The following is a 19042-nucleotide window of genomic DNA, read 5'->3' on the forward strand; positions in this document are numbered from 1 at the left end:
AGCATGCAACTTATGGTGATCCTGCGGCTTTCACCCCTTTGATGCTATCGGGGGGCGCTTTTGACGAAATCTGGGGAGCGGGTGGCCCCGGCCATGTCCGCCCGGAATTCGCCGCGCTAGGGCGCTGGCTGGACGAGACGCCGCCCGCCGAGTTCGGTCGCAGGCTGGAGGCGGCGGAGGCGACGTTCCGGCAGCTCGGCATCACCTTTGCCGTCTATGGCGACGCCGATGCCGCCGAGCGCATCATCCCGTTCGACATCGTGCCGCGCGTCTTCACCGCGAACGAATGGGCGGGGCTGAGTGACGGGCTGGTCCAGCGGGTCGGCGCCATCAATGCTTTCCTGGACGACATCTATGGCGAGCGCGAGATCCTGCGCGCCGGGGTGCTGCCGCCCGACCTGATCTTTCAGAACCCGCAGTTCCGCCCGGAGATCGCCGGCGCGCGTCCGCCGCACGGCATCTGGGCGCACATCTGCGGCATCGACTGCGTCCGCACCGGGCCGGACGAATTCTACGTGCTGGAGGACAATGCGCGCACGCCGTCGGGCGTGTCGTACATGCTGGAAAACCGCGAGGCGATGATCCGGCTGTGCCCCGAACTGTTCCGCGAGTTCCGGGTCGCCGCGGTCGACAGCTATCCCGACATGCTGCTGGAGACGATGCGGTCGGTCGCGCCATCGGGCGCGGGGCAGAGCCCGGTGTGCGTCGTGCTGACGCCCGGACACTTCAACTCGGCCTATTACGAGCACAGCTTCCTCGCCGATTCGATGGGGGTCGAGCTCGTCGAGGCCGCCGACCTGGTCGTGGACGACGACATCGTGTGGATGCGCACGATCGGCGGGCGGGTGAAGGTCGATGTGATCTACCGCCGCATCGACGACGATTATCTCGACCCGCTGGTGTTCCGCCCGGATTCGCTGCTGGGCGTGCCGGGGCTCATCTCGGCCTATCGTGCCGGCAACGTCGCGCTCATCAACGCGCCGGGCAACGGCATCGCCGACGACAAGGCGATCTACAGTTATATGCCGGAGATCGTGCGCTTCTATTCGGGCGCCGACGCGAAGCTGCCGAACGTCCAGACGTTCCGGTGCCGTGAGCCCGTGGCGCTGAAATATGTGCTCGATCACTTGGGTGAGCTGGTGGTGAAGCTAGTCGACGGATCGGGCGGGTACGGCATGCTGGTCGGCCCGACCGCGAGCCGGGCGGAGATCGAGGAGTTCCGCGCCGCGCTGATCGCGGCGCCCGAACGCTATATCGCGCAGCCGACGCTCGCGCTGTCGACGGTGCCGACGGTGACCGAGGCGGGCCTTGCCCCGCGCCACGTCGATTTCCGGCCCTTCGTGCTGACCGGGCGCAACTTCACCCGCGTCGTGCCGGGCGGCCTGACCCGCGTCGCGCTGAAGGAGGGGTCGCTGGTCGTCAATTCCAGCCAGGGCGGCGGGACCAAGGACAGTTTCGTGCTGATGCCCGATGCCCCCGGCGGGCCGGGCCAGTCGCAGGCCCAAACGCAGGGGCAGGAGCGATGATGCTCTCTCGCACTGCGTCGTCGCTCTACTGGCTGGGGCGCTATATCGAGCGTGCCGATTTCGCGGCGCGGCTGGTCGAGGCGACGATCCGCCTGGACGCGCTGTCACCCAGCCCGGCGGGGGTGGCGGCGTGGCGATCGGCGCTGTCGGTGACCTATTCGGACAAGGCGTTCGCCGCCACCGAGCGCGAGGTGACCGCGGCGAGCGTCACGCGGTTCCTGACCACCGACACCGGCAACCACGGCTCGATCGCCGCCTGCCTCGACCAGGCGCGCAACAATGCGAAGGCTGTGCGCACCGCGCTGACCCGCGACGCCTGGACCGCGATCAACCGCGCGTGGCTGATCTTCAACGCGCGCGGGCGCCCGGCTTCAACGATGGCGCCGCTGACTCTGGTCGAGGCGGTGAAGGCCGAAACCCGCGGGTTCGAGGGTGCGACCCACTGGATGATGCGCAACCAGGCGACGTGGTTCATTCGCCTGGGCGCCGCGATCGAGCGCGCCGACAACACCGCGCGGCTGCTCGACGTCAAATATCACCTGCTGTTGCCGAAGGGCGAGCAGGTCGGCGGCACGGTCGATCGCGATCAGTGGACGACGATCCTGCAGGTGGTGTCGGCGGTGACGGCCTATCGGTGGATGTACAGCGAGGGGTTGAAGCCGTCGCTGGTCATCGACCTGCTGACCACGCGGTTCGAACTGCCGCGCAGTCTGGCGGGAAGCGTCGAGGAAGTGGTGGAGGTGATGACCCTGCTCGGCAAGCGTACCGGCCTGCACGGCGAGGCCGACCGCATGGCGCGCGCGCGGCTGACCACGATGCAGCGCACGCGCTCGCACGACGTGATCGTGAAGGGGCTGCACCAATATCTGAACGCCTTCATCCGCGAGAACGAGTTGCTGCACGCCGCGATCGCCCGGCAGTTCCGGTTCACATGAGAATCTCGGTCGACCACCATACGCGCTATCGTTTTTCGAAGCCGCAGGACCGGCTGGTCCAGATGCTGCGCCTGACCCCGCAGGATTCGGTCGATCAGACGGTGGTGACGTGGCACATCGGCGTCGATTGCGACGCGCGGTTGCGTGAGGCGCGCGACGGGTTCGGCAACCGCGTGACGATGCTGTACGCCGACGGGCCGCTCGATGGGATCGAGATCACCGTGCAGGGCGAGGTGCTGACCGCGGGCGATGCCGGCATCGTCCACGGCGCGGTCGAGCCGCTGCCGGCGGAGCTGTACCTGCGCCGCGGGGGGCGTACCGATCCGTCCGCCGATCTGCTGGAGTTCGCCGGCGATCACGCCGGGCGCGATCCGCTGGATACGCTGCACCGCTTCTGCCGCGGCCTGCACGAGCGGGTCGGGGTGATCGAGAAGCATCACGACGACGGGCTGGACGCGGGCCAGGTCTTCGCGACGACCGAGGCGGCACCGCGCGACTTTGCGCACATGATGATCGCGCTGGGCCATGCCGCGGGAATCCCGGGGCGCTACGTCTCTGGCTATCTGCGCAATCCCGATGGCGCCGCGCACGCGCCACATGCGTGGATGGAGGCGCATGTCGCCGGGCTGGGCTGGGTCGCGTTCGACGCGGCGCGCGGAATCTGTGCGGATCGCAACTACGTCCGCGTCGCGGTGGCGCTGGACGCGGCGGGCGCGGCGCCGGTCGCGGGCTTGCGGATCGGGTCGGGTCGCGAGATGCTCGACGTCGACGTGCAGGTAGAGGACATGGGCGGGGACGCCTGAGCGCCCGCGCGCCGGTTCAGGCGAGTTCGCGCATCCGCGGCGCGTGGACCGGCACCGGATCGGCATCGGGATCGAAATCCGACCAGCCGCCCGGCCCCAATACCTCGATCGGGCGATAGCGGGTCTTGTAGTCCATCCGGCGCGACCCCTTCACCCAATAGCCGAGGTACACGTATGGCAGCCCGGCGCTGTGGGCGCGCAGGATGTGGTCCATGATGATGAAATTGCCGAGGCCCGGGCGGTCGGCGCCGTCGGCGTCGAAGAAGCTGTAGATCATCGACAGGCCGTCGGCCTGCTGGTCGGTGATGCACGCGCCGACCAGCTTGCCGCGGCGCCCGTCGACGGTCGGCTCGCGATATTCGACGACGAAGCTGTTGACCGGGCTCTGCTCGACCATGTCGGAATAATCGCCCTCGTCCATCGTCGCCATGCCGCCGCCGGGGTGGCGGCTGGAGAGATAGCGGCGCAGGAGTTCGTACTGCTCGTCGGTGGCCCAGGGCCGGCAGGCGTGGACTTCCAGGTCGGCGTTGCGCTTCAGCACCCGGCGCTGCGTGCCGTTCGGCCTGAACCCTTCGGTGACGACACGGACCGAAACGCAGGCGGTGCAGCCCGCGCAGGACGGACGATAGGCGACCGACTGGCTGCGGCGGAAACCGATGCGGCCAAGCGCGTCATTCAGCTCGCCGGCATGCTGGCCGTTCAGCTCGGTAAACACCTTCCGCTCCTCGCGGCCGGGCAGATACGGGCACGGCGTCGGGCTCGTGACGAAGAACCGCGGATAGCGAAAAGGTGCCGTCACCACTCAATCCCAAGGCGGTCCGCACGACCGCGCCGATATCTTATGCGACCGGAAAATCGTGATGAAAAGGCGCTTTACCAAGAAAGAAAGTTAACGCTTCGGCGACCGAAGGGGCGGCGCGCGGCTGGTGCGAATCATGCCATCGGGACGGCGCGCGCGATAGCCGGCGGCGGTTCGGTTCGCCGCGCGCAGGACTCGCTTCGACTCGAGTCGCGTCAGGCGAGTTCGACCAGGCTGACTTCGTAATTGTCGGCGCGCAGCGCGGTCAGCAGCCGGTCGAGATGCGCCTTGTCCCGCGTCTCGCATTCGACGTCGAGACTGAGGCCCTTGGCCGGCAGGTTGGTGAAGATGCGCTGGTGCGACAGCTCCAGGATGTTGACCGCGGTATCGTTGAAGATCCGCGCGACCTGGAACAGCGCGCCGGGGCGATCCTGCAATCGGATGCGCAGCCGCGCGAGGCGTCCGGAACGGGCAAGGTCGCGCAGCAGCACGTTGGCGAGCAGGCGGGTGTCGATGTTGCCGCCGCAGATGACGATGCCGACGGTGCGCCCGCGGAATCGATCGGGATATTCCATCAGCGCGGCGAGACCCGCGGCGCCGGCGCCCTCCGCTACGGTCTTCTCGATCTGGAGCAGCAGGCTGACCGATTCCTCCAGCCGCCGCTCGCTGACCAGCACGATATCGTCGACCAGCGCGGCGACCACGTCGGCGGTGATCGTGCCCGGCTGCTTGACCGCAATGCCCTCCGCCAGCGTATCGCCGCCGCATGGCAGGTGGTTGCCGGTGAAGCTGTTGTACATCGACGGATAGAGTTCGGCCTGCACCCCGACGATCTCGATCGGATGGTCGGCGGCGCGCGCCACGGTCGACACGCCCGAGATCAGCCCGCCGCCGCCGATCGGCACGACCAGCGTGTCGATCGCGGGCGCGTCGGCCAGCATTTCCAGCGCGACGGTGCCCTGCCCCGCGATGATGCGCGGGTCATCGAACGGGTGGACGAAGGTCAGGTCGCGCTCCGCCTCCAGCGTGCGAGCGTGGGCATAGGCGGCGTCATAGGTCTCGCCGTGCAGGATCACGGTGGCGCCGTGCCCTTCGGTCTGCATGACCTTCACGGTTGGGGTCAGCCGCGGCATGACGATGGTGACCGGGATGCCCAGGCGATTGCCGTGATAGGCGAGGCCCTGCGCATGATTGCCCGCCGATGCCGCGATCACGCCCTTCGCCCGCGCCGCATCGTCGAGCTGGAGCAGGGTGTTGAGCGCGCCACGCTCCTTGTAGGCGGCGGTGAACTGCAGATTCTCGAACTTGATCCACACGTCGGCGCCGGTCATGTCCGACAGCGTCTTGCTGTGCAGCGTCGGCGTGCGCACGACGGAGCCTGCAATCCGCATCGCCGCTGCCTCGACATCGGCATAGGTGACGGGAAGCGGGGCGGACGGAGCGCGACGGGTAGCCATGACCGCGCCGCCTAAACGATCGGGGCGCGGAAGGGAAATGGCGCGACCTAGCGCGTGGCGAAGGCGTCGCGGTAATCGAGCTTCACCGCGCGCAGCACCGCGGGCGTGACCGGGAGCGTCAGGTCGTAGCTGCCCTCCGCATAGGCGCCGGCGACATAGGGGCCGACGAGCAGGCCGATCCGGTCGATCGTGCGGCGGTTCGTGGAGCCGATGATCAGCGTGGTTTCCGCAACCTTCGGGCATTGGTTGAAGCCGTCGTCGTCGCGCACGACCGGGGCGCCGCGGCGCTTGGCGCGCTCGATGTCGAGCTTGCGGCAGAATTCGCTGCGCAGCGCGGTTTCGATCGCCGCGGGCGACACGAACATGTCGACCGGATCGATACGTTTCGCCGCCGCCTTGTCCCACGCCGTCGCGCGGAAGCCCGGCGAGCCGTGCGCGCCGCCGGTATAGTCGTAGGTGGTCGCCGACAGGCTGAGCAGGCGCGGCGTCTCGGTCACCGTCTGCCATGTCGTCGTCGAGTCGTACTTGTTGAAGTTGAAGCCGCCCTCGGCCGTTTCCTTGCGATAGGCGGCGCTGTCCTTGGCGACCCCTGCGCGAACCTTTTCGCGGTCGGCGTCGAGCCAAGCGGCAAGTGCCGGGATCGCCGCGGCGGCGGCGGGATAGCCGTATTCGAAGGTGTAGTCGGGCGTATCCGCCTTCGTCAGGCTGGGCGCCGCCGCCGGTGCCGCCGCGGGCGTCGGGGTGGGGCCGTAGGATGGAGTCGGTTCCGCCACCGGGGCGGGCGTCGCGGTGTTGCCGGTGGCGGGCGCGGTGCCGCCACAGGCCGGCAGCATCGCGCTCGCCAGGATCAGGATCGTCGCGGTTCGGGTACGCATCGCTCTCTCGCCAAAGCCTTTTCCACACCATATGGCGGTCGGATGCAGACTTCCACCACCGTGTCGCGCGTCCTCGCCGCGCTCGCCCTGTTCGCCGCAACCCCCGCCGCCGCCGATGCGCTGGTCGATAACGTGACCGGCGTCGCGCTCGACAAGGACGGGCGGGTGATCCGTTTCACCGGCATCCTGATGTCGCCCGACGGCAAGGTCGTGAAGCTGATGCAGCGCGGCGACAAGCGGCCCGAGCGGCTCGACTGGCGCGCCGACATGAAGGGCAAGGTCGCGATCCCCGGCATGATCGACGCGCACGGCCATGTCATGGACCTGGGCTTCCGCGCGCTCAGTCTCGACCTGTTCGACACCACTTCGCTCGAACAGGCGAAGGCGAAGCTCGCCGCCTATGCCGCCGCCAATCCGCAACGTCCGTGGATCGTCGGCGGCGGGTGGAACCAGGAAGTGTGGAAGCTGGGGCGCTTCCCGACCGCGGCGGATATCGATGCGGTGACCGGTAACCGCCCGGTGTGGCTGCAGCGCGCCGATGGCCACGCCGGCCTCGCCAACACCGCCGCGATGCGCGCCGCGGGCATCACCGCAAGGACCGCGACGCCCGCGGGCGGGCGGATCGAAAAGGGCGCGAACGGCCAGCCGACCGGCGTGTTCGTCGACGGCGCGATGGACCTGATCGCCAAGCACCTGCCGCCGCCCACCGCGCGCGACCGCGACGCCGCGTTTCTGAAGGCGCAGGAGGCGTTGCTGTCGGCGGGCATCACCGCGACCGCCGACATGGGGACCGAGGTCGACGACTGGCTGACCTATCGCCGGATGGGCGACCAGAACCTGCTGCGCGTCCGCATCATGGCCTATTCGGCAGGCGTCGATCCGGCGATCAAGATCGGCGGGCAGGGGCCGACCCCGTGGCTGTACGCCGACCGGCTGCGGATGGGCGGGATCAAGCTCTATGCCGACGGCGCATTGGGTTCGCGGGGGGCGTGGCTGAAGGCGCCCTATGCCGATTCACCCGGCAATTCGGGACTCGGCTTCCTGAAGGACGACCAGCTGCTCAACCTGATGAGCCGGGGTGCGATGGACAATTTCCAGATCGCCGTCCACGCGATCGGCGACCGTGCCAACGCGCAGGTGCTCGACGCGATCGACGAGCTGTCGGAGAGCTACAAGGGCGATCGCCGCTGGCGGATCGAACATGCGCAGATCGTCGATCCGGTCGACCTGCCGCGGTTCGGGCGCAACGGCACGATCGCGTCGATGCAGCCGGTCCATGAATCTAGCGACTGGCGCATGGCCGAGGCGCGGCTGGGGCCGGCGCGGCTGGGCGGTGCCTATGCCTGGGCGCAGATGCTGCGCGTCGGATCGCGCCTGGCGTTCGGGTCGGATTATCCGGTCGAGAATCCCAATCCCTTCGTCGGATGGGCGGTCGCCTTCACCCGGCTGGACGCCAATGGCGAGCCGTTTGGCGGCTGGCGCCCGGAGGACCGGGTGACGCGCGAACAGGCGTGGAAGGCGTTCACCAGCGACGCCGCTTATGCCGGCTTCGCGGAAAGCAAGTTCGGCACGCTCGCGCCCGGCCTGCGCGCCGATTTCGTCATCGTCGACCGCGACCCGACCGAGGTGTCGCAGACCGACCTGCGTGGCACGCGGGTGCTGGAGACGTGGGTCGGTGGCGAGAAGATGTGGGCGGCCAAGTGATTGAGCCTGCCCGCATTTGGTGAAAGCCGTCCGGACGCCTACATAGGGGACATCGCGGATACTCCACGTAGGCACCCGTGACGGCGAGCCCGCGCCCGGCTCCCTGCTTACAGACACGCAGGAGCCTGCCCCTTGCCCGACACCGACGACATGCCTGTTCCCGCGCCCGCGCCGTCGCTCGCCGACAAGCCGGTGACGAAGAAATTCCGCCGCCACACCACCGAGCGCGTCGCCCCCGAGATCGCCAGCCGCCAAGGCAGGATCGCCGGGCTCGCCTGGCAGAAGCTCGGCGGGCGCGATGCCGCGATGGCATTCCTGAACGACCATGACGCGACTCTGGGCGCGCGCCCCCTCGACGTCGCGATCGCGAGCGACGCGGGATACGACACGGTCGCCGCGCTGATCGCCGATCGCGCGCGTCCTGCCTGATCGCGACGCGGGTCTGCGCGACGCCCACCTGACGCTGCGCCGCGGGTCGGCATTCCTGCTGCGGAGTTTCGGCGACGGCGCGGGACGCTATCGGTCGAAGCTGCTGGGCAATGCGCTCCGCGAACTAGACGTGTTCCTCAACCATCTGGTGGTCGAGGCCGGGCACCGGCGGGGTGCTGCCTCGCCGCGGGTCGAGCGCAATACAGCCAATGCACTGGCGCGGCTGCGCTGGCGGCTGGGCGAGGCCGGCAACGATACGTCGCGGCTGCGCGCGCTGGGGCGGTCGCGGGCGTGCCTGTTCTATTGCGACGGAGTCGTGCGCCGTGCCGACCTGCGCGGCGGTGCGGCCATGACGCTGGGCTGGGGGAGTGCCGCGACAGTCCCGCTCGGCACGGTGTTGAGCGTCGATGCGCGCGCGATCGCCGATATCTGCGCCTTCTACGACCGGGTGGGGGACGACGTCATCCGCCTGGCGCTCGCCCCGACGCAGCATGCAGAAGGGCCGCCGTCCCGGATCGGAACGGCGGCCCCTGGTGCACGCCCCCGCGTGGCAGCTTGTTAGTTAGGCGCCGGGATCAGGCGACCGCGGCCTCCAGCACCGGCTCGCCGGCGGCATCGGGCTCGCGCAGCACATAGCCGCGGCCCCACACCGTCTCGATGTAATTCTCGCCGTCGCACGCCATGCTCAGCTTCTTGCGCAGCTTGCAGATGAAGACGTCGATGATCTTCAGTTCGGGCTCGTCCATCCCGCCATAGAGGTGGTTGAGGAACATTTCCTTGGTCAGCGTCGTGCCCTTGCGGAGAGACAACAGCTCCAGCATCGCATATTCCTTGCCGGTCAGGTGGACGCGGGCGCCATCGACCTCGACGGTCTTGGCATCCAGGTTCACCGCCAGCTTGCCGGTCTTGATGACCGACTGCGAATGCCCCTTCGAGCGACGCACGACGGCGTGGATGCGGGCGACCAGTTCCTCGCGGTGGAACGGCTTGGTCACGTAGTCGTCGGCACCGAAGCCGAAGCTGCGCACCTTCGAATCCATTTCCGAAACGCCGGACAGGATCAGCACCGGCGTCGTCACCCGCGCCACGCGCAGCTTCTTCAGCACGTCATAGCCGTGCATGTCGGGCAGGTTCAGGTCGAGCAGGATGATGTCGTAGTCATACAGCTTGCCGAGATCGAGGCCCTCCTCGCCGAGGTCGGTCGTGTAGACGTTGAACCCCTCGGTCGTCAGCATCAGGTCGATCGCCTTGGCGGTCGTCGGCTCGTCCTCGATCAGCAGCACGCGCATTGGCTGTTCCCCTTGCCGGATCCGCCTGCGGCACCCCCCTGTGGATGCCCGGCGTCGGCGAAACATTAACCTAAGCACATCTGAAGGCAAAAGGTTAATTTCTCCCTAACCGGCCTGACTCCGCGAGTCGCGCGATCTTTGGGGCTGTCGCGAGCAGCGCGATGTTGCCCGAATGCGTCAGCCGCGCGGCTTCGTCCGTTGCCGGACGATTGCCGGTTGTAAACGGTTTCGACCGTGATAGCCTCATCCGTTCAATCAGGATCGACGGGGGGTCGTCGATCCACGCCGACGTCGGCGACACGGGGGGATTTCCAGATGAAGTTGAAGGCCGCGCTATTCCTGTCGGCAGCGTTCCTGAGCGCGCCTGCGTTCGCACAGGTGGCGACCGAGGGCACCACCCAGCCCGCAGCGACCCCGACCGGCGCCGAACTGCCGCAAACCAGCGCTGCGTTGACCAGCAAGCCCGAGGACAATGGCGAGATCATCGTCACGGGATCGCGCATCAAGCAGGATCCGAACAATTCGGCGCTGCCGCTGCAGGTCATCACCACCCAGGAGCTCGAGCGCAACGGCATCAGCAGCCCGGAGCAGCTGGTGATGTTCCTGTCGACCAACGGCTCGGGCGCGGACAACCTCGCCTCCAACGCCGACGTGACCAGCGGCGCGCAGCGCGGCACCAACGGCCTGAGCGCGGCCAACCTGCGCGGGCAGGGATCGGCGGCGACGCTGGTCCTGCTGAACGGTCGCCGCGTCGCCGCGCACGGCCTGACCGGCTCCGCGGTCGATGTGAACCAGATCCCGTTCGCTGCGATCGAGCGGGTCGAGGTGCTGAAGGACGGCGCGTCGGCCATCTACGGCACCGATGCCGTCGGCGGCGTCATCAACTTCATCACGCGCAAGGATTATGAGGGGCTGGGTGTCCAGGGCTTCGTCGATGCGACCGAGCGGGGCGACGCCAACATCTACCGCGTCAGCGGCATCGCCGGTTACGGCAACCTGACCGAGCAGGGCTTCAACGTCATGGGGGCGGTGGCCAAGAGCTGGAACCAGGCGCTGCTTGGCGCCAATCGCGCTTTCCAGAACGGTAACCAGCCCGAGCGCGGCCTGACCATCGATACCCGCGGCACGCCGATCGCGACCGCTTTCCCCCTAAATCCCAGCACGGCATTCTTCCCGACCGGTACGCTGCTGGGCGGGACCAGCGGCGCGACGGTGCTGACCGGCCTCGTCTATCCGGGCACGACGACGCCGGCCAACGCGGGCATCAACGTGCTCGACCTGCCGGGTGGTGCGGGCTGTACGTCGATGGACGGCGGCCTGCCTTATGACGAACTCCTGTGGAACGCGCCGGGTGCGCGCTATGCCTGCGCCTGGGATACGGGCCGGGCGGCGGTGTTGCAGCAGCCGATCGAGACGCTGACCTATTACGGGCGCGGCGTCGTGCGCGTCGGTGGCAGCCACGAACTGTCGGTCGAAGTGACGGGATCGGATGCGACGTCCGCCAAGCGTTTCTCGAACGCGCAGGTGTCGGGCAACACGTCGAACCTGCAGGTGGCGTATCCGCTGAACGACATCACGCGCACGACCTATAACAGCATCTACAACCAGCTGGTCGCGGTGTTCCCGGCGATCGCCGCCAATTACGGCAAGCCGATCGCCTATCGCTGGCGCTGTATCGAATGCGGTCCGCGCGAATATGTGACCGACACCAACACGTTCCGCGTGGCGTTCGGCGCCGAAGGGCCGCTGTTCGGCGACTGGGACTACCGCGCCGGTGCATCCTATGCACGCAGCCAGTCGCAGTCGACGCTGGGGACGGGCTATTATTTCCGTGGCACGACCGCGACCAACGCGGTCGATCCCAGCGCCCCGACCGCGCCGGGCGCCACCGCGCCGGGCCTGCTCGGGCTGCTCAACAGCGGCATCATCAACCCGTTCAGCGTCGTCCAGTCGGACGCCGCCAAGGCAGGGTTGGCTGCGATCTCGGCAGAGGGATCGACGCTCTATGGCGGCAAATATGAGGTGAAGCAGTTCGACGGCTCGGTCTCGGGCTCGCTGTTCTCGCTATGGGGCCGCGACATCAAGATGGCGGCGGGCGTCGATTACCGGCGCGAGACCTATTCGTTCAACGGCGCTCCGGCGGCGGCGACGGGGCCGGTCATCTTCTTGGCGGCGTTCGATGCGGTCAACGCGCTGACGCCCAAGACCCGCAACGTGAAGGCCGCCTATGCCGAGGTGCTGATCCCGCTGGCCGACCAGCTCGAAATCACCGCGGCCGGCCGTGTCGACGACTACACGGGCTTCGGCAGCACCTTCAATCCGAAGGTGTCGGTCAAATTCCGTCCGTTCGAGCCGATCATGTTCCGCGGATCGTACAACACCGGCTTCCGCGTGCCGGCGTTCAACCAGATCTTCAACGGGGTCACCGAATCGCCCTATTCGGGCAGCGACCTGGTCGATCCGATCCGGTGCCCGACGGGCGTCGCCAACCTGACCGATCCGGGCTGCGCGTTCATCCGCCCGAGCATCCTGACCGGCGGCAACCTGGAATTGGGGCCGGAGACCGCCAAACAGTATAGCGCCGGCGTCGTCTTCCAGCCGGCACGCCTGTTCAGCGCATCGGTCGATTTCTGGCACATCGCTGTCGACAACGTCATCGCGACGCTGACGTTGACCCAGCTGATCCAGAATGCCGCGCTGTTCCCCGATCGGTTCATCCGCGACGGCAACAACGTCATTACCGCAATCGACGACCGCGTCATCAATGCCGGCGCACGCCGGACAGAGGGCCTGGAAGTCGCGCTGCGCGGCGGATTCGAAAATGTGCTGGGCGGCAAGATCTCGGCGGGCCTCGACGGCACCTATCTGCTCAAGAAGCGCGAGAAGCTGACCCAGAACGCGGCCTATGGCCCCAGCCTGATCGGCGTGTTCAGCTTTGCCGGCGACCTCGGCATCAAGTGGAAGCACACCGCCTTCATCAACTATTCGACGAAGGACGTCGCGCTGTCGCTGACCCAGATCTACCGCCAGGGTTATCGCAACGGCGCGCTGCCGGGGATCGCCTCGGGCGCGGTGACGCGGCCCGGGTACAACCGCTACGTCGACGACTACATCATCTACAACGCGTCGCTGGCGTACACGGGCCTGTCGCCGAACTTCAAGATCGTCGCCGGCGTCCGCAACCTCTTCGACACCAAGCCGCCGTTCGCGATCACCTATGACGGCAACACCGGCGCCGGCGGATCGTGGGAGCCGCGCGTGGCGGACCCGCGGCTGCGGTCGTTCACGATGGGGGTCGAAGCGAAGTTCTAGTCCGGGCGGCCGTGGCAACAGCAAGGCTGTTGCCCGGCTCAAGCCCGGACCGGCCGGCGGCGCGTAAGCGCCGTCCGACGACGCGGCTTCGCCGCGGCGAGCCTCGGGATAAAAACCGGTCGCGACGGAAACCCCGCCGCGGCCGTTTTCTTGTCACCCCACCGCCTTGGCCTCCTCGGCGCGGCACAGATCGCGGAACCGCTCGGCCAGAAACGCGATCACCGCCTCGACCCGCGCCGGGCGCAGCGGGCTGGGCGGGGTCATCAGGTGGAGCGCGATGCCGGCGCTGCGCCAGTCGGGCAGGATCTCGACCAGCCGCCCGCTCGCGATCTCGGTATCGACGATGAAATCGGGCAGCCGCGCGATGCCTAGGCCGGCGCGCAAAGCCGGCAGCATCGCATCGCCATTGTCGGTGACGAGCGGTCCGGCGGGACGTACTGACGCTTCCTCTCCGCTCGCGCTGCGGAAATGCCAGGTGCCGATGGCGTTGGCATAGCCGAAGCAGGCATGCTCGCCGAGCTCGGCAGGATGTCGCGGGGTGCCGTGCGCGGCGAGGTAGGCGGGGGCGGCGACCACGCGCACCGTCACCGGCGCCAGCCGCCGCGCGCGCAGCGAACTGTCGGGCAGGTCGGCGATGCGAAGTGCGATGTCGAAGCCGTCGGCGACGATGTCGGTGCGGGCGTCGGACAGGCGCAGATCGATCTCGATCCCCGGATGCGCGCTAAGGAAATCGGCGATAGCAGGCGCGACGAAGCGGATGCCGAAAGTGATCGGCGCGGCGATGCGGACGAGGCCCGCGGGCGCAGCGGCGGCGTCGCGCGCGCTGTCCTCCGCCGCGCGCGCCTCGGTCAGGATGCGCGCGGCACGATCGGCGAGCGCCGCGCCGCTGTCGGTCAGCGACAGCCGGCGCGACGTGCGGTGGAACAATGTGGTGCCGAGCGACGCCTCCAGCCGGCTGATCGCCTTCGACACGGTCGCCTTGCTCACCCCGATGGCGTCGGCGGCGGCGCTGAAGGAGCGGTGCTCGACCACGCAGGCGAACATCGCCCAGGCTTCGAAATCGGGAAGGCGCATGGCCGCATGCTACTGCTGAGCGCGCAAGGAAACAATCCGTTTCCGACGTTTCCATTTACGTGCTGATCCGCATCCCTATCTTGGCGGCAACATTGGGAGACCGATCATGGCTACCACCATCGCAGAAAACACCATCGACCGCCGCAGCTTCGACAGCCTCGGCCATGCCGATCACGGATGGCTGAACGCGCGGCATCACTTCAGCTTCGCAAACTACTACGACCCCGACCGCATGGGCTGGGGCGCGATCCGGGTGTGGAACGACGACGAGATCGCCGGCAATTCCGGCTTTCCCGCGCATCCGCACCGCGACATGGAAATCATCACCTACGTCCGATCGGGCGCGATCACGCATCAGGATTCGATGGGCAATCGCGGGCGCACGGGCGCTGGCGACGTTCAGGTGATGAGTGCGGGCACCGGCGTCCAGCACGCCGAGTTCAACCTGGAGGCGGAGACGACGACGCTGTTCCAGATCTGGATCGAACCGCGCACCCGCGGCGGCGCGCCGTCTTGGGGCGCGAAGCCGTTCCCGAAGGACGACCGCAGCGGCAACTTCGTCGCGCTGGCCAGCGGCTTTGCCGACGACATCGACGCCGGCGCCCTGCCGATCCGCTCCGATGCACGGGTCATGGGCGCAACGCTCAAGGCCGGTGCGAGCACGACGCACGCGATCGGGGAGGGGCGCCACGTCTATCTCGTCCCTGCGACCGGTGCGATCACGATCGATGGCGTCCGCTTCGAGCCCCGCGACGGTGCGGCGCTGAGCGGCGGGCAGACCGTGACGATCACCGCGATCGAGGACGCCGAGATCGTTCTGGTCGACAGCGAATAAGTCCCCCCCGGCCCGAGGATTCCCCGCCTCGGGACACCCCAATTTTCATCGGAGCAGCAACATGGCCAAGGTCCTCGTCCTCTATTATTCCTCCTACGGTCACATGGAGCAGATGGCCGATGCCGTCGCCGAGGGCGCCCGCTCTGCTGGCGCACAGGTCGACATCCGCCGCGTCCCCGAAACCGCACCGCCGGAGGTCGCGAAGGCAGCGCATTTCAAGACCGACAGCGCGCATCCCGTCATCGCCGGCCCGCACGAGCTGGAGGGGTATGACGCGATCGTCGTCGGGTCGCCGACCCGCTTCGGCCGCATGTCCAGCCAGATGGCGGCGTTCTGGGACACCGCCGGCGGCTTGTGGGCGAAGGGCGCGCTGAACGGCAAGGTCGGCGCCGCCTTCACCTCCACCGCGACCCAGCATGGCGGGCAGGAGACGACGCTGTTCGGCATCATCACCAATTTGCTGCACTTCGGGCTGGTCGTCGTCGGGCTGGATTACGGCTATGAGGGGCATCAGGGCGTCACCGAGGTCCACGGCACCACGCCCTATGGCGCCTCGACGATCGCCGGCGGCGACGGCAGCCGGCAACCGAGCGCAGTCGACCTCGATGGCGCGCGCTATCAGGGCAAGCGCGTCGCCGAAGTCGCGACGAAGCTGTTCGGGTAACAGCTCGTAAAGCCCCGTCTGCGATCGCTGGAGGCGTCCATCGGGTTCAGACCCGGTGGGAAGGGAGTTGCCGAAAATGCGCTTTCTGCTCGCCTTCTGGATGGTCGCGATCAGCATCTATCTGCTGGGACGCCCGAGCTCGGCGGATCAGGTGATCCACAAGGTACCGTTCGTCGGGACGTTGGGAATTACCACTCTCAGCGTGCCCGACAGTCGGGTGTACGAGCGGGCTTCGCTCAGTCTGCGAGGGGGGCGTGGAGACTATATCAAGTTCGAGCTGTGCCCGACGATCGCAACGGACGGTCGACGTGCCCCCGGCTGCGAGGCGATTGCGGCGCTGCCGGTAAGGGACGAAATCTACGTTCTGATCCACGCGCCGCGATCGCGGGCGAAATCGCCGTCGATCAGCGAACGGCCGGACGTCAGAGAACCGGTGCCTACGGCCTTGCTGCCCACCCCGTACGATCCGCGAGCGCGAAGACTGAAGCCGGCGGATTCGGACTATGCGCTCAGTCGACTGAGCGTGCTCAACCCCGCAAGTATCGACACGACCGAACATGGATGGCCGCTGGTGGCGCGCGACGATGGCAAGTCGCCGTTCGTCACCTGCATCGCCGCTTTCGCGATCAAGGATGTGTTCGTGGAAGCCCTCTGGCAGGCGGATCGGGCCGACGCGCCCGATCAACTGCAAGCCTGGCGGATAGCCGCCGTTACCGACGAGATGACCAGGGCGATCATCAAGTAATGCCCGCCTTGTCCCCGCAAATGCGTTGTATCGCTGGAGCCATTATGGATCACCTGTCCTTCGTCCCGACCATTCCGGCGCCTCGGCTCGCGCGGTGGCGTGGCGACGTGGCTGAGGCATGAGCGCCGCCATGCTGCCCTCCGTCTTCGTCTCGCACGGGTCGCCGATGATCATGCTCGAACCCAGCCCGGCGCGGGATTTCCTTGCCGGGCTGGGGGCGCGGTTCGGCAAGCCCGAAGCGATCGTCGTGGTGTCCGCGCACCACGACACCGTGGAGGCGGTGGCGACGGCGTCGCCCGCCCCGGCGACGATCCACGACTTCGGCGGCTTTCCGCAGGCGCTGTTCGACATGCGCTATCCGGCGCCCGGCGACCCGGCGCTGGCGCAGGAGATTGCGGACATCGTCGCGGGGGCCGGCATGCCGGTCAGCGTCGATGCCGACCGCGGGCTGGATCACGGGGCTTGGGTGCCGTTGATGCTCGGCTGGCCGGAGGCGGATGTGCCGGTGGTACAGCTGTCGATCAGCAGCCGGCATGCGCCCGCGTGGCATTTCGAGATTGGGCGGTTGCTCCAGCCGCTGCGCGAGCGCGGCGTGCTTGTGCTCGGGTCGGGCAGCCTGACGCACAATCTGCGCGCGATCTTTGCAGAGGGGCGCGACCATGACGCCGCGGTGCCCGATTGGGCCGCGGCGTTCGCGGACTGGGTGCAGGAGCGCATTGCGGCGGGCGATACGGAAGCGGTGCTGAACGCCGTCGAGCGCGGCCCGCACGGGCGGCAGAATCACCCGACCCCGGACCACATCCTGCCGTTGTTCGCCGCGATGGGCGCGGGCGGGCGGGGCGAGCGCATCCACCACAGCTTCACCTACGGCGTGCTCGCGATGGATGCCTACGCCTTCCACTGAGCGCCAAGCGGTGGCAAGGGGCGGGGATGATCGCCGACCACATCATCTTCCTCGATGGCGAGGCGATCGTCCTCGACAAGCCCGCCGGCCTGCCGGTCGACGCCCCGCGCGACCGTTCGCCCAGCGTCGAATCGATGCTGGACGAGCTGACCTTCGGCTTCCACCGCCTGCCCCAGCCGGTCCACAGGATCGACCGTGACACCAGCGGCTGCCTGCTGCTGGCGCGCAATCCCGGCGCGATGAAGCGGTTCGGCCAGACGTTCGAGGGCGGGCTGGTGACGAAGCGGTACCTCGCGATCCTCGACGGCGTGCCGGACGAAGGCGAGGGGCTCGTCGATCTGGCGCTCGCCAAGGTCAGCACGCGCGAGGAGGGCTGGCGGATGGTCGGCGATCCGGAAGGCAAGGCAGCGCGGACGCACTGGCGGGTTGTGGAGACGAAGGACGGGCGCGCGCTGGTCGAGTTTCGGCCCGAAACCGGGCGCACGCATCAGTTGCGCGTCCATGCCGCGACCGGCCTTGGCATCCCGATCGTCGGCGATCCCGTCTATGGCCGCGGCGGGCCGGCGATGATGCTGCATGCCGCGAACCTGACGATGCCGCGCGCGAACAAGCCGCCGGTCGAGGCGGCGGCGAAGCTGCCGCCGCGGTTCGCGCATCTCGGCTTCACCGATGCTGAGAGCGCGGCAGGGTGATTCCCGAGGATGCGATCGTCGAGGAGAAATTCCTCGCAGCGACCGGTCCCGGCGGGCAGAACGTCAACAAGGTCGCGACCGCGGTGCAGCTGCGCGTCGATGTCTTCCGTTTGGGCCTGCCGCCCTACGCCTATGCGCAGCTGAAGACGCTGGCGGGGTCGAAGATGACCGCGGCGGGCGAACTCCTCATCACCGCGCGACGCTTTCGGACGCAGGACGCCAATCGCGAGGATGCGCGCGCGCGCCTTTCCGAACTGGTCGAGAAGGCGAAGGAACGCCAGGCCCGGCGGGTGAAGACCAAACCGTCGAAGGCGGCGAAGGCGCGCCGGGTGGACGATAAGAAGGGACGTGCGACGATCAAGGCGGGCAGGGGCCGCGTGCGGATCGACTGACGCTACCGCTTGGCTGGTCTCGGCCCTATATCCCCGCGCATGTATGATTTCGCCATCGCCGCAGGGTCCAAGACCGAACTTTACCGCGAACTCTCGGTCGCGCTCGACGCGCTGACCGTGGACGAGCCCGATGCCATCGCCAACATGGCGAATGCAGCGGCGCTGCTTTGGCAGTATTTGCCCGACCTGAACTGGGCCGGCTTCTACCGGAACATCGGCGACGAACTCGTGCTCGGGCCGTTTCAGGGCAAGGCGGCGTGCATCCGCATCCCGTTCGGCAAGGGCGTGTGCGGTGCGGCGGCGGCGACGCGCGAGACGCAGCGGATCGACGACGTCCACGCCTTTCCGGGCCATATCGCCTGCGATGCGGCGAGCGCTTCGGAGCTGGTGGTGCCGATCGTCCACCAGGGCGCGCTGATCGGTGTGCTCGACCTCGACAGCCCGCTGGCGAACCGGTTCGATGCCGGCGATGCGGCGGGGTGCGAGGCGTTGATGCGGCTGCTCGCGCCGCGCCTGGTCGGTTAACCGCGCGCTGGCCCGGATCGGGACGGCATTAACCCTGGTTGGCGGTTCAACAGGCCGAGAATTGCGCTTATCCTCTCCGGCG

At 68.0% G+C, this 19042-nt stretch carries 19 protein-coding genes; 14 read left to right on the forward strand and 5 right to left on the reverse strand.

All coding sequences use genetic code 11. From position 1 onward, the window contains the following. The first annotated feature begins 41 nt into the window (after window positions 1-41). The 3 genes from M9980_RS02385 to M9980_RS02395 are packed head-to-tail and all read left to right on the forward strand — an operon-like array spanning window position 42 to window position 3264. Entirely contained in the window at window positions 42-1526 is a 1485-nt protein-coding gene (locus tag M9980_RS02385; RefSeq protein WP_250752957.1) for a circularly permuted type 2 ATP-grasp protein, read from the forward strand. Beyond that, window positions 1526-2461 carry an alpha-E domain-containing protein gene (locus M9980_RS02390; RefSeq protein WP_250755032.1) on the forward strand — a complete coding sequence of 312 codons (936 nt, stop codon included), beginning with the start codon at window positions 1526-1528 and terminating at the stop codon, window positions 2459-2461. The genes M9980_RS02385 and M9980_RS02390 overlap by 1 nt, the downstream gene beginning before the upstream one ends. After that, a complete protein-coding gene (locus M9980_RS02395) occupies window positions 2458-3264 on the forward strand; it encodes a transglutaminase family protein (protein WP_250752958.1) in 807 nt (268 codons plus the stop codon). Before M9980_RS02390 ends, M9980_RS02395 begins: the two co-directional genes overlap by 4 nt. A gap of 16 nt (window positions 3265-3280) precedes the next feature. Here M9980_RS02395 and M9980_RS02400 read toward each other — a convergent pair whose 3' ends face one another. The 3 genes from M9980_RS02400 to M9980_RS02410 all read right to left on the reverse strand — a co-directional run bounded on the left by M9980_RS02400 (window position 3281) and on the right by M9980_RS02410 (window position 6395). Then, a complete protein-coding gene (locus M9980_RS02400) occupies window positions 3281-4063 on the reverse strand; it encodes an arginyltransferase (protein ID WP_250752959.1) in 783 nt (260 codons plus the stop codon). 215 nt (window positions 4064-4278) lie between these two features. After that, window positions 4279-5520: a threonine ammonia-lyase gene (locus M9980_RS02405; RefSeq protein WP_250752960.1), complete on the reverse strand. Its 1242-nt coding sequence runs from the start codon at window positions 5518-5520 to the stop codon at window positions 4279-4281. Window positions 5521-5567: 47 nt separating this feature from the next. After that, window positions 5568-6395: a PdaC/SigV domain-containing protein gene (locus M9980_RS02410; RefSeq protein WP_250752962.1), complete on the reverse strand. Its 828-nt coding sequence runs from the start codon at window positions 6393-6395 to the stop codon at window positions 5568-5570. 42 nt (window positions 6396-6437) lie between these two features. Here M9980_RS02410 and M9980_RS02415 point away from each other — a divergent pair, with 42 nt between their 5' ends. From M9980_RS02415 to M9980_RS02425, 3 genes are all read left to right on the forward strand, one after another. Then, complete coding sequence (locus tag M9980_RS02415) at window positions 6438-8099, forward strand: amidohydrolase (protein ID WP_250752964.1); 1662 nt, start codon at window positions 6438-6440, stop codon at window positions 8097-8099. 132 nt (window positions 8100-8231) lie between these two features. Next, window positions 8232-8528: a hypothetical protein gene (locus M9980_RS02420; protein ID WP_250752965.1), complete on the forward strand. Its 297-nt coding sequence runs from the start codon at window positions 8232-8234 to the stop codon at window positions 8526-8528. 130 nt (window positions 8529-8658) lie between these two features. After that, a complete protein-coding gene (locus M9980_RS02425; RefSeq protein WP_250752968.1) occupies window positions 8659-9090 on the forward strand; it encodes a hypothetical protein in 432 nt (143 codons plus the stop codon). A 13-nt stretch (window positions 9091-9103) separates the two neighbouring features. On the opposite strand, the gene ctrA is transcribed toward M9980_RS02425, so the two are convergent. Beyond that, the gene (ctrA, locus tag M9980_RS02430; protein ID WP_250752970.1) at window positions 9104-9817 is read right to left on the reverse strand and encodes a response regulator transcription factor CtrA; all 714 of its coding nucleotides are present in this window, start codon (window positions 9815-9817) and stop codon (window positions 9104-9106) included. A 315-nt stretch (window positions 9818-10132) separates the two neighbouring features. Between ctrA and M9980_RS02435 the strand changes: the two genes are divergently transcribed. Then, window positions 10133-13129, forward strand: a complete 2997-nt coding sequence (locus M9980_RS02435; protein ID WP_250752973.1) for a TonB-dependent receptor domain-containing protein — start codon at window positions 10133-10135, stop codon at window positions 13127-13129. 153 nt (window positions 13130-13282) lie between these two features. Here M9980_RS02435 and M9980_RS02440 read toward each other — a convergent pair whose 3' ends face one another. Further along, the gene (locus M9980_RS02440) at window positions 13283-14203 is read right to left on the reverse strand and encodes a LysR family transcriptional regulator (RefSeq protein ID WP_250752976.1); all 921 of its coding nucleotides are present in this window, start codon (window positions 14201-14203) and stop codon (window positions 13283-13285) included. A gap of 106 nt (window positions 14204-14309) precedes the next feature. Between M9980_RS02440 and M9980_RS02445 the strand changes: the two genes are divergently transcribed. The 7 genes from M9980_RS02445 to M9980_RS02475 all read left to right on the forward strand — a co-directional run bounded on the left by M9980_RS02445 (window position 14310) and on the right by M9980_RS02475 (window position 18960). After that, on the forward strand, window positions 14310-15038 hold the full coding sequence (locus tag M9980_RS02445; RefSeq protein WP_250752978.1) for a pirin family protein: 729 nt from the start codon (window positions 14310-14312) through the stop codon (window positions 15036-15038). A 61-nt stretch (window positions 15039-15099) separates the two neighbouring features. Then, window positions 15100-15702 carry an NAD(P)H:quinone oxidoreductase gene (gene wrbA / locus M9980_RS02450; RefSeq protein ID WP_250752981.1) on the forward strand — a complete coding sequence of 201 codons (603 nt, stop codon included), beginning with the start codon at window positions 15100-15102 and terminating at the stop codon, window positions 15700-15702. Between the two features lie 76 nt (window positions 15703-15778). Further along, entirely contained in the window at window positions 15779-16447 is a 669-nt protein-coding gene (locus M9980_RS02455) for a hypothetical protein (RefSeq protein WP_250752982.1), read from the forward strand. A 118-nt stretch (window positions 16448-16565) separates the two neighbouring features. Next, on the forward strand, window positions 16566-17351 hold the full coding sequence (locus M9980_RS02460; RefSeq protein ID WP_250752984.1) for a DODA-type extradiol aromatic ring-opening family dioxygenase: 786 nt from the start codon (window positions 16566-16568) through the stop codon (window positions 17349-17351). A 26-nt stretch (window positions 17352-17377) separates the two neighbouring features. Further along, window positions 17378-18043, forward strand: coding sequence for an RluA family pseudouridine synthase (locus tag M9980_RS02465; RefSeq protein ID WP_250752986.1), 666 nt, complete (start codon window positions 17378-17380; stop codon window positions 18041-18043). Next, a complete protein-coding gene (gene arfB / locus M9980_RS02470) occupies window positions 18040-18435 on the forward strand; it encodes an alternative ribosome rescue aminoacyl-tRNA hydrolase ArfB (protein ID WP_250752988.1) in 396 nt (131 codons plus the stop codon). Before M9980_RS02465 ends, arfB begins: the two co-directional genes overlap by 4 nt. A 39-nt stretch (window positions 18436-18474) precedes the next feature. Then, window positions 18475-18960 (forward strand): GAF domain-containing protein, encoded by a 486-nt coding sequence (locus tag M9980_RS02475; protein ID WP_250752989.1) that lies wholly within the window; start codon window positions 18475-18477, stop codon window positions 18958-18960. The last annotated feature ends 82 nt before the right edge of the window (window positions 18961-19042 follow it).

It is taken from the genome of Sphingomonas donggukensis (assembly GCF_023674425.1).
Taxonomy (GTDB): Bacteria; Pseudomonadota; Alphaproteobacteria; order Sphingomonadales; family Sphingomonadaceae; genus Sphingomonas; species Sphingomonas donggukensis.

Bases quoted from the DNA above. Each gene is read 5' to 3' on its own strand.
- M9980_RS02385 (WP_250752957.1), top strand. From the start codon at position 42: ATGCTATCGGGGGGCGCTTTTGACGAAATCTGGGGAGCGGGTGGCCCC.
- M9980_RS02390 (WP_250755032.1), top strand. From the start codon at position 1,526: ATGCTCTCTCGCACTGCGTCGTCGCTCTACTGGCTGGGGCGCTATATC.
- M9980_RS02395 (WP_250752958.1), top strand. From the start codon at position 2,458: ATGAGAATCTCGGTCGACCACCATACGCGCTATCGTTTTTCGAAGCCG.
- M9980_RS02405 (WP_250752960.1), bottom strand. From the start codon at position 5,520: ATGGCTACCCGTCGCGCTCCGTCCGCCCCGCTTCCCGTCACCTATGCC.
- M9980_RS02410 (WP_250752962.1), bottom strand. From the start codon at position 6,395: ATGCGTACCCGAACCGCGACGATCCTGATCCTGGCGAGCGCGATGCTG.
- M9980_RS02415 (WP_250752964.1), top strand. From the start codon at position 6,438: ATGCAGACTTCCACCACCGTGTCGCGCGTCCTCGCCGCGCTCGCCCTG.
- ctrA (WP_250752970.1), bottom strand. From the start codon at position 9,817: ATGCGCGTGCTGCTGATCGAGGACGAGCCGACGACCGCCAAGGCGATC.
- M9980_RS02435 (WP_250752973.1), top strand. From the start codon at position 10,133: ATGAAGTTGAAGGCCGCGCTATTCCTGTCGGCAGCGTTCCTGAGCGCG.
- M9980_RS02440 (WP_250752976.1), bottom strand. From the start codon at position 14,203: ATGCGCCTTCCCGATTTCGAAGCCTGGGCGATGTTCGCCTGCGTGGTC.
- M9980_RS02445 (WP_250752978.1), top strand. From the start codon at position 14,310: ATGGCTACCACCATCGCAGAAAACACCATCGACCGCCGCAGCTTCGAC.
- wrbA (WP_250752981.1), top strand. From the start codon at position 15,100: ATGGCCAAGGTCCTCGTCCTCTATTATTCCTCCTACGGTCACATGGAG.
- M9980_RS02455 (WP_250752982.1), top strand. From the start codon at position 15,779: ATGCGCTTTCTGCTCGCCTTCTGGATGGTCGCGATCAGCATCTATCTG.
- M9980_RS02460 (WP_250752984.1), top strand. From the start codon at position 16,566: ATGAGCGCCGCCATGCTGCCCTCCGTCTTCGTCTCGCACGGGTCGCCG.
- M9980_RS02465 (WP_250752986.1), top strand. From the start codon at position 17,378: ATGATCGCCGACCACATCATCTTCCTCGATGGCGAGGCGATCGTCCTC.
- M9980_RS02475 (WP_250752989.1), top strand. From the start codon at position 18,475: ATGTATGATTTCGCCATCGCCGCAGGGTCCAAGACCGAACTTTACCGC.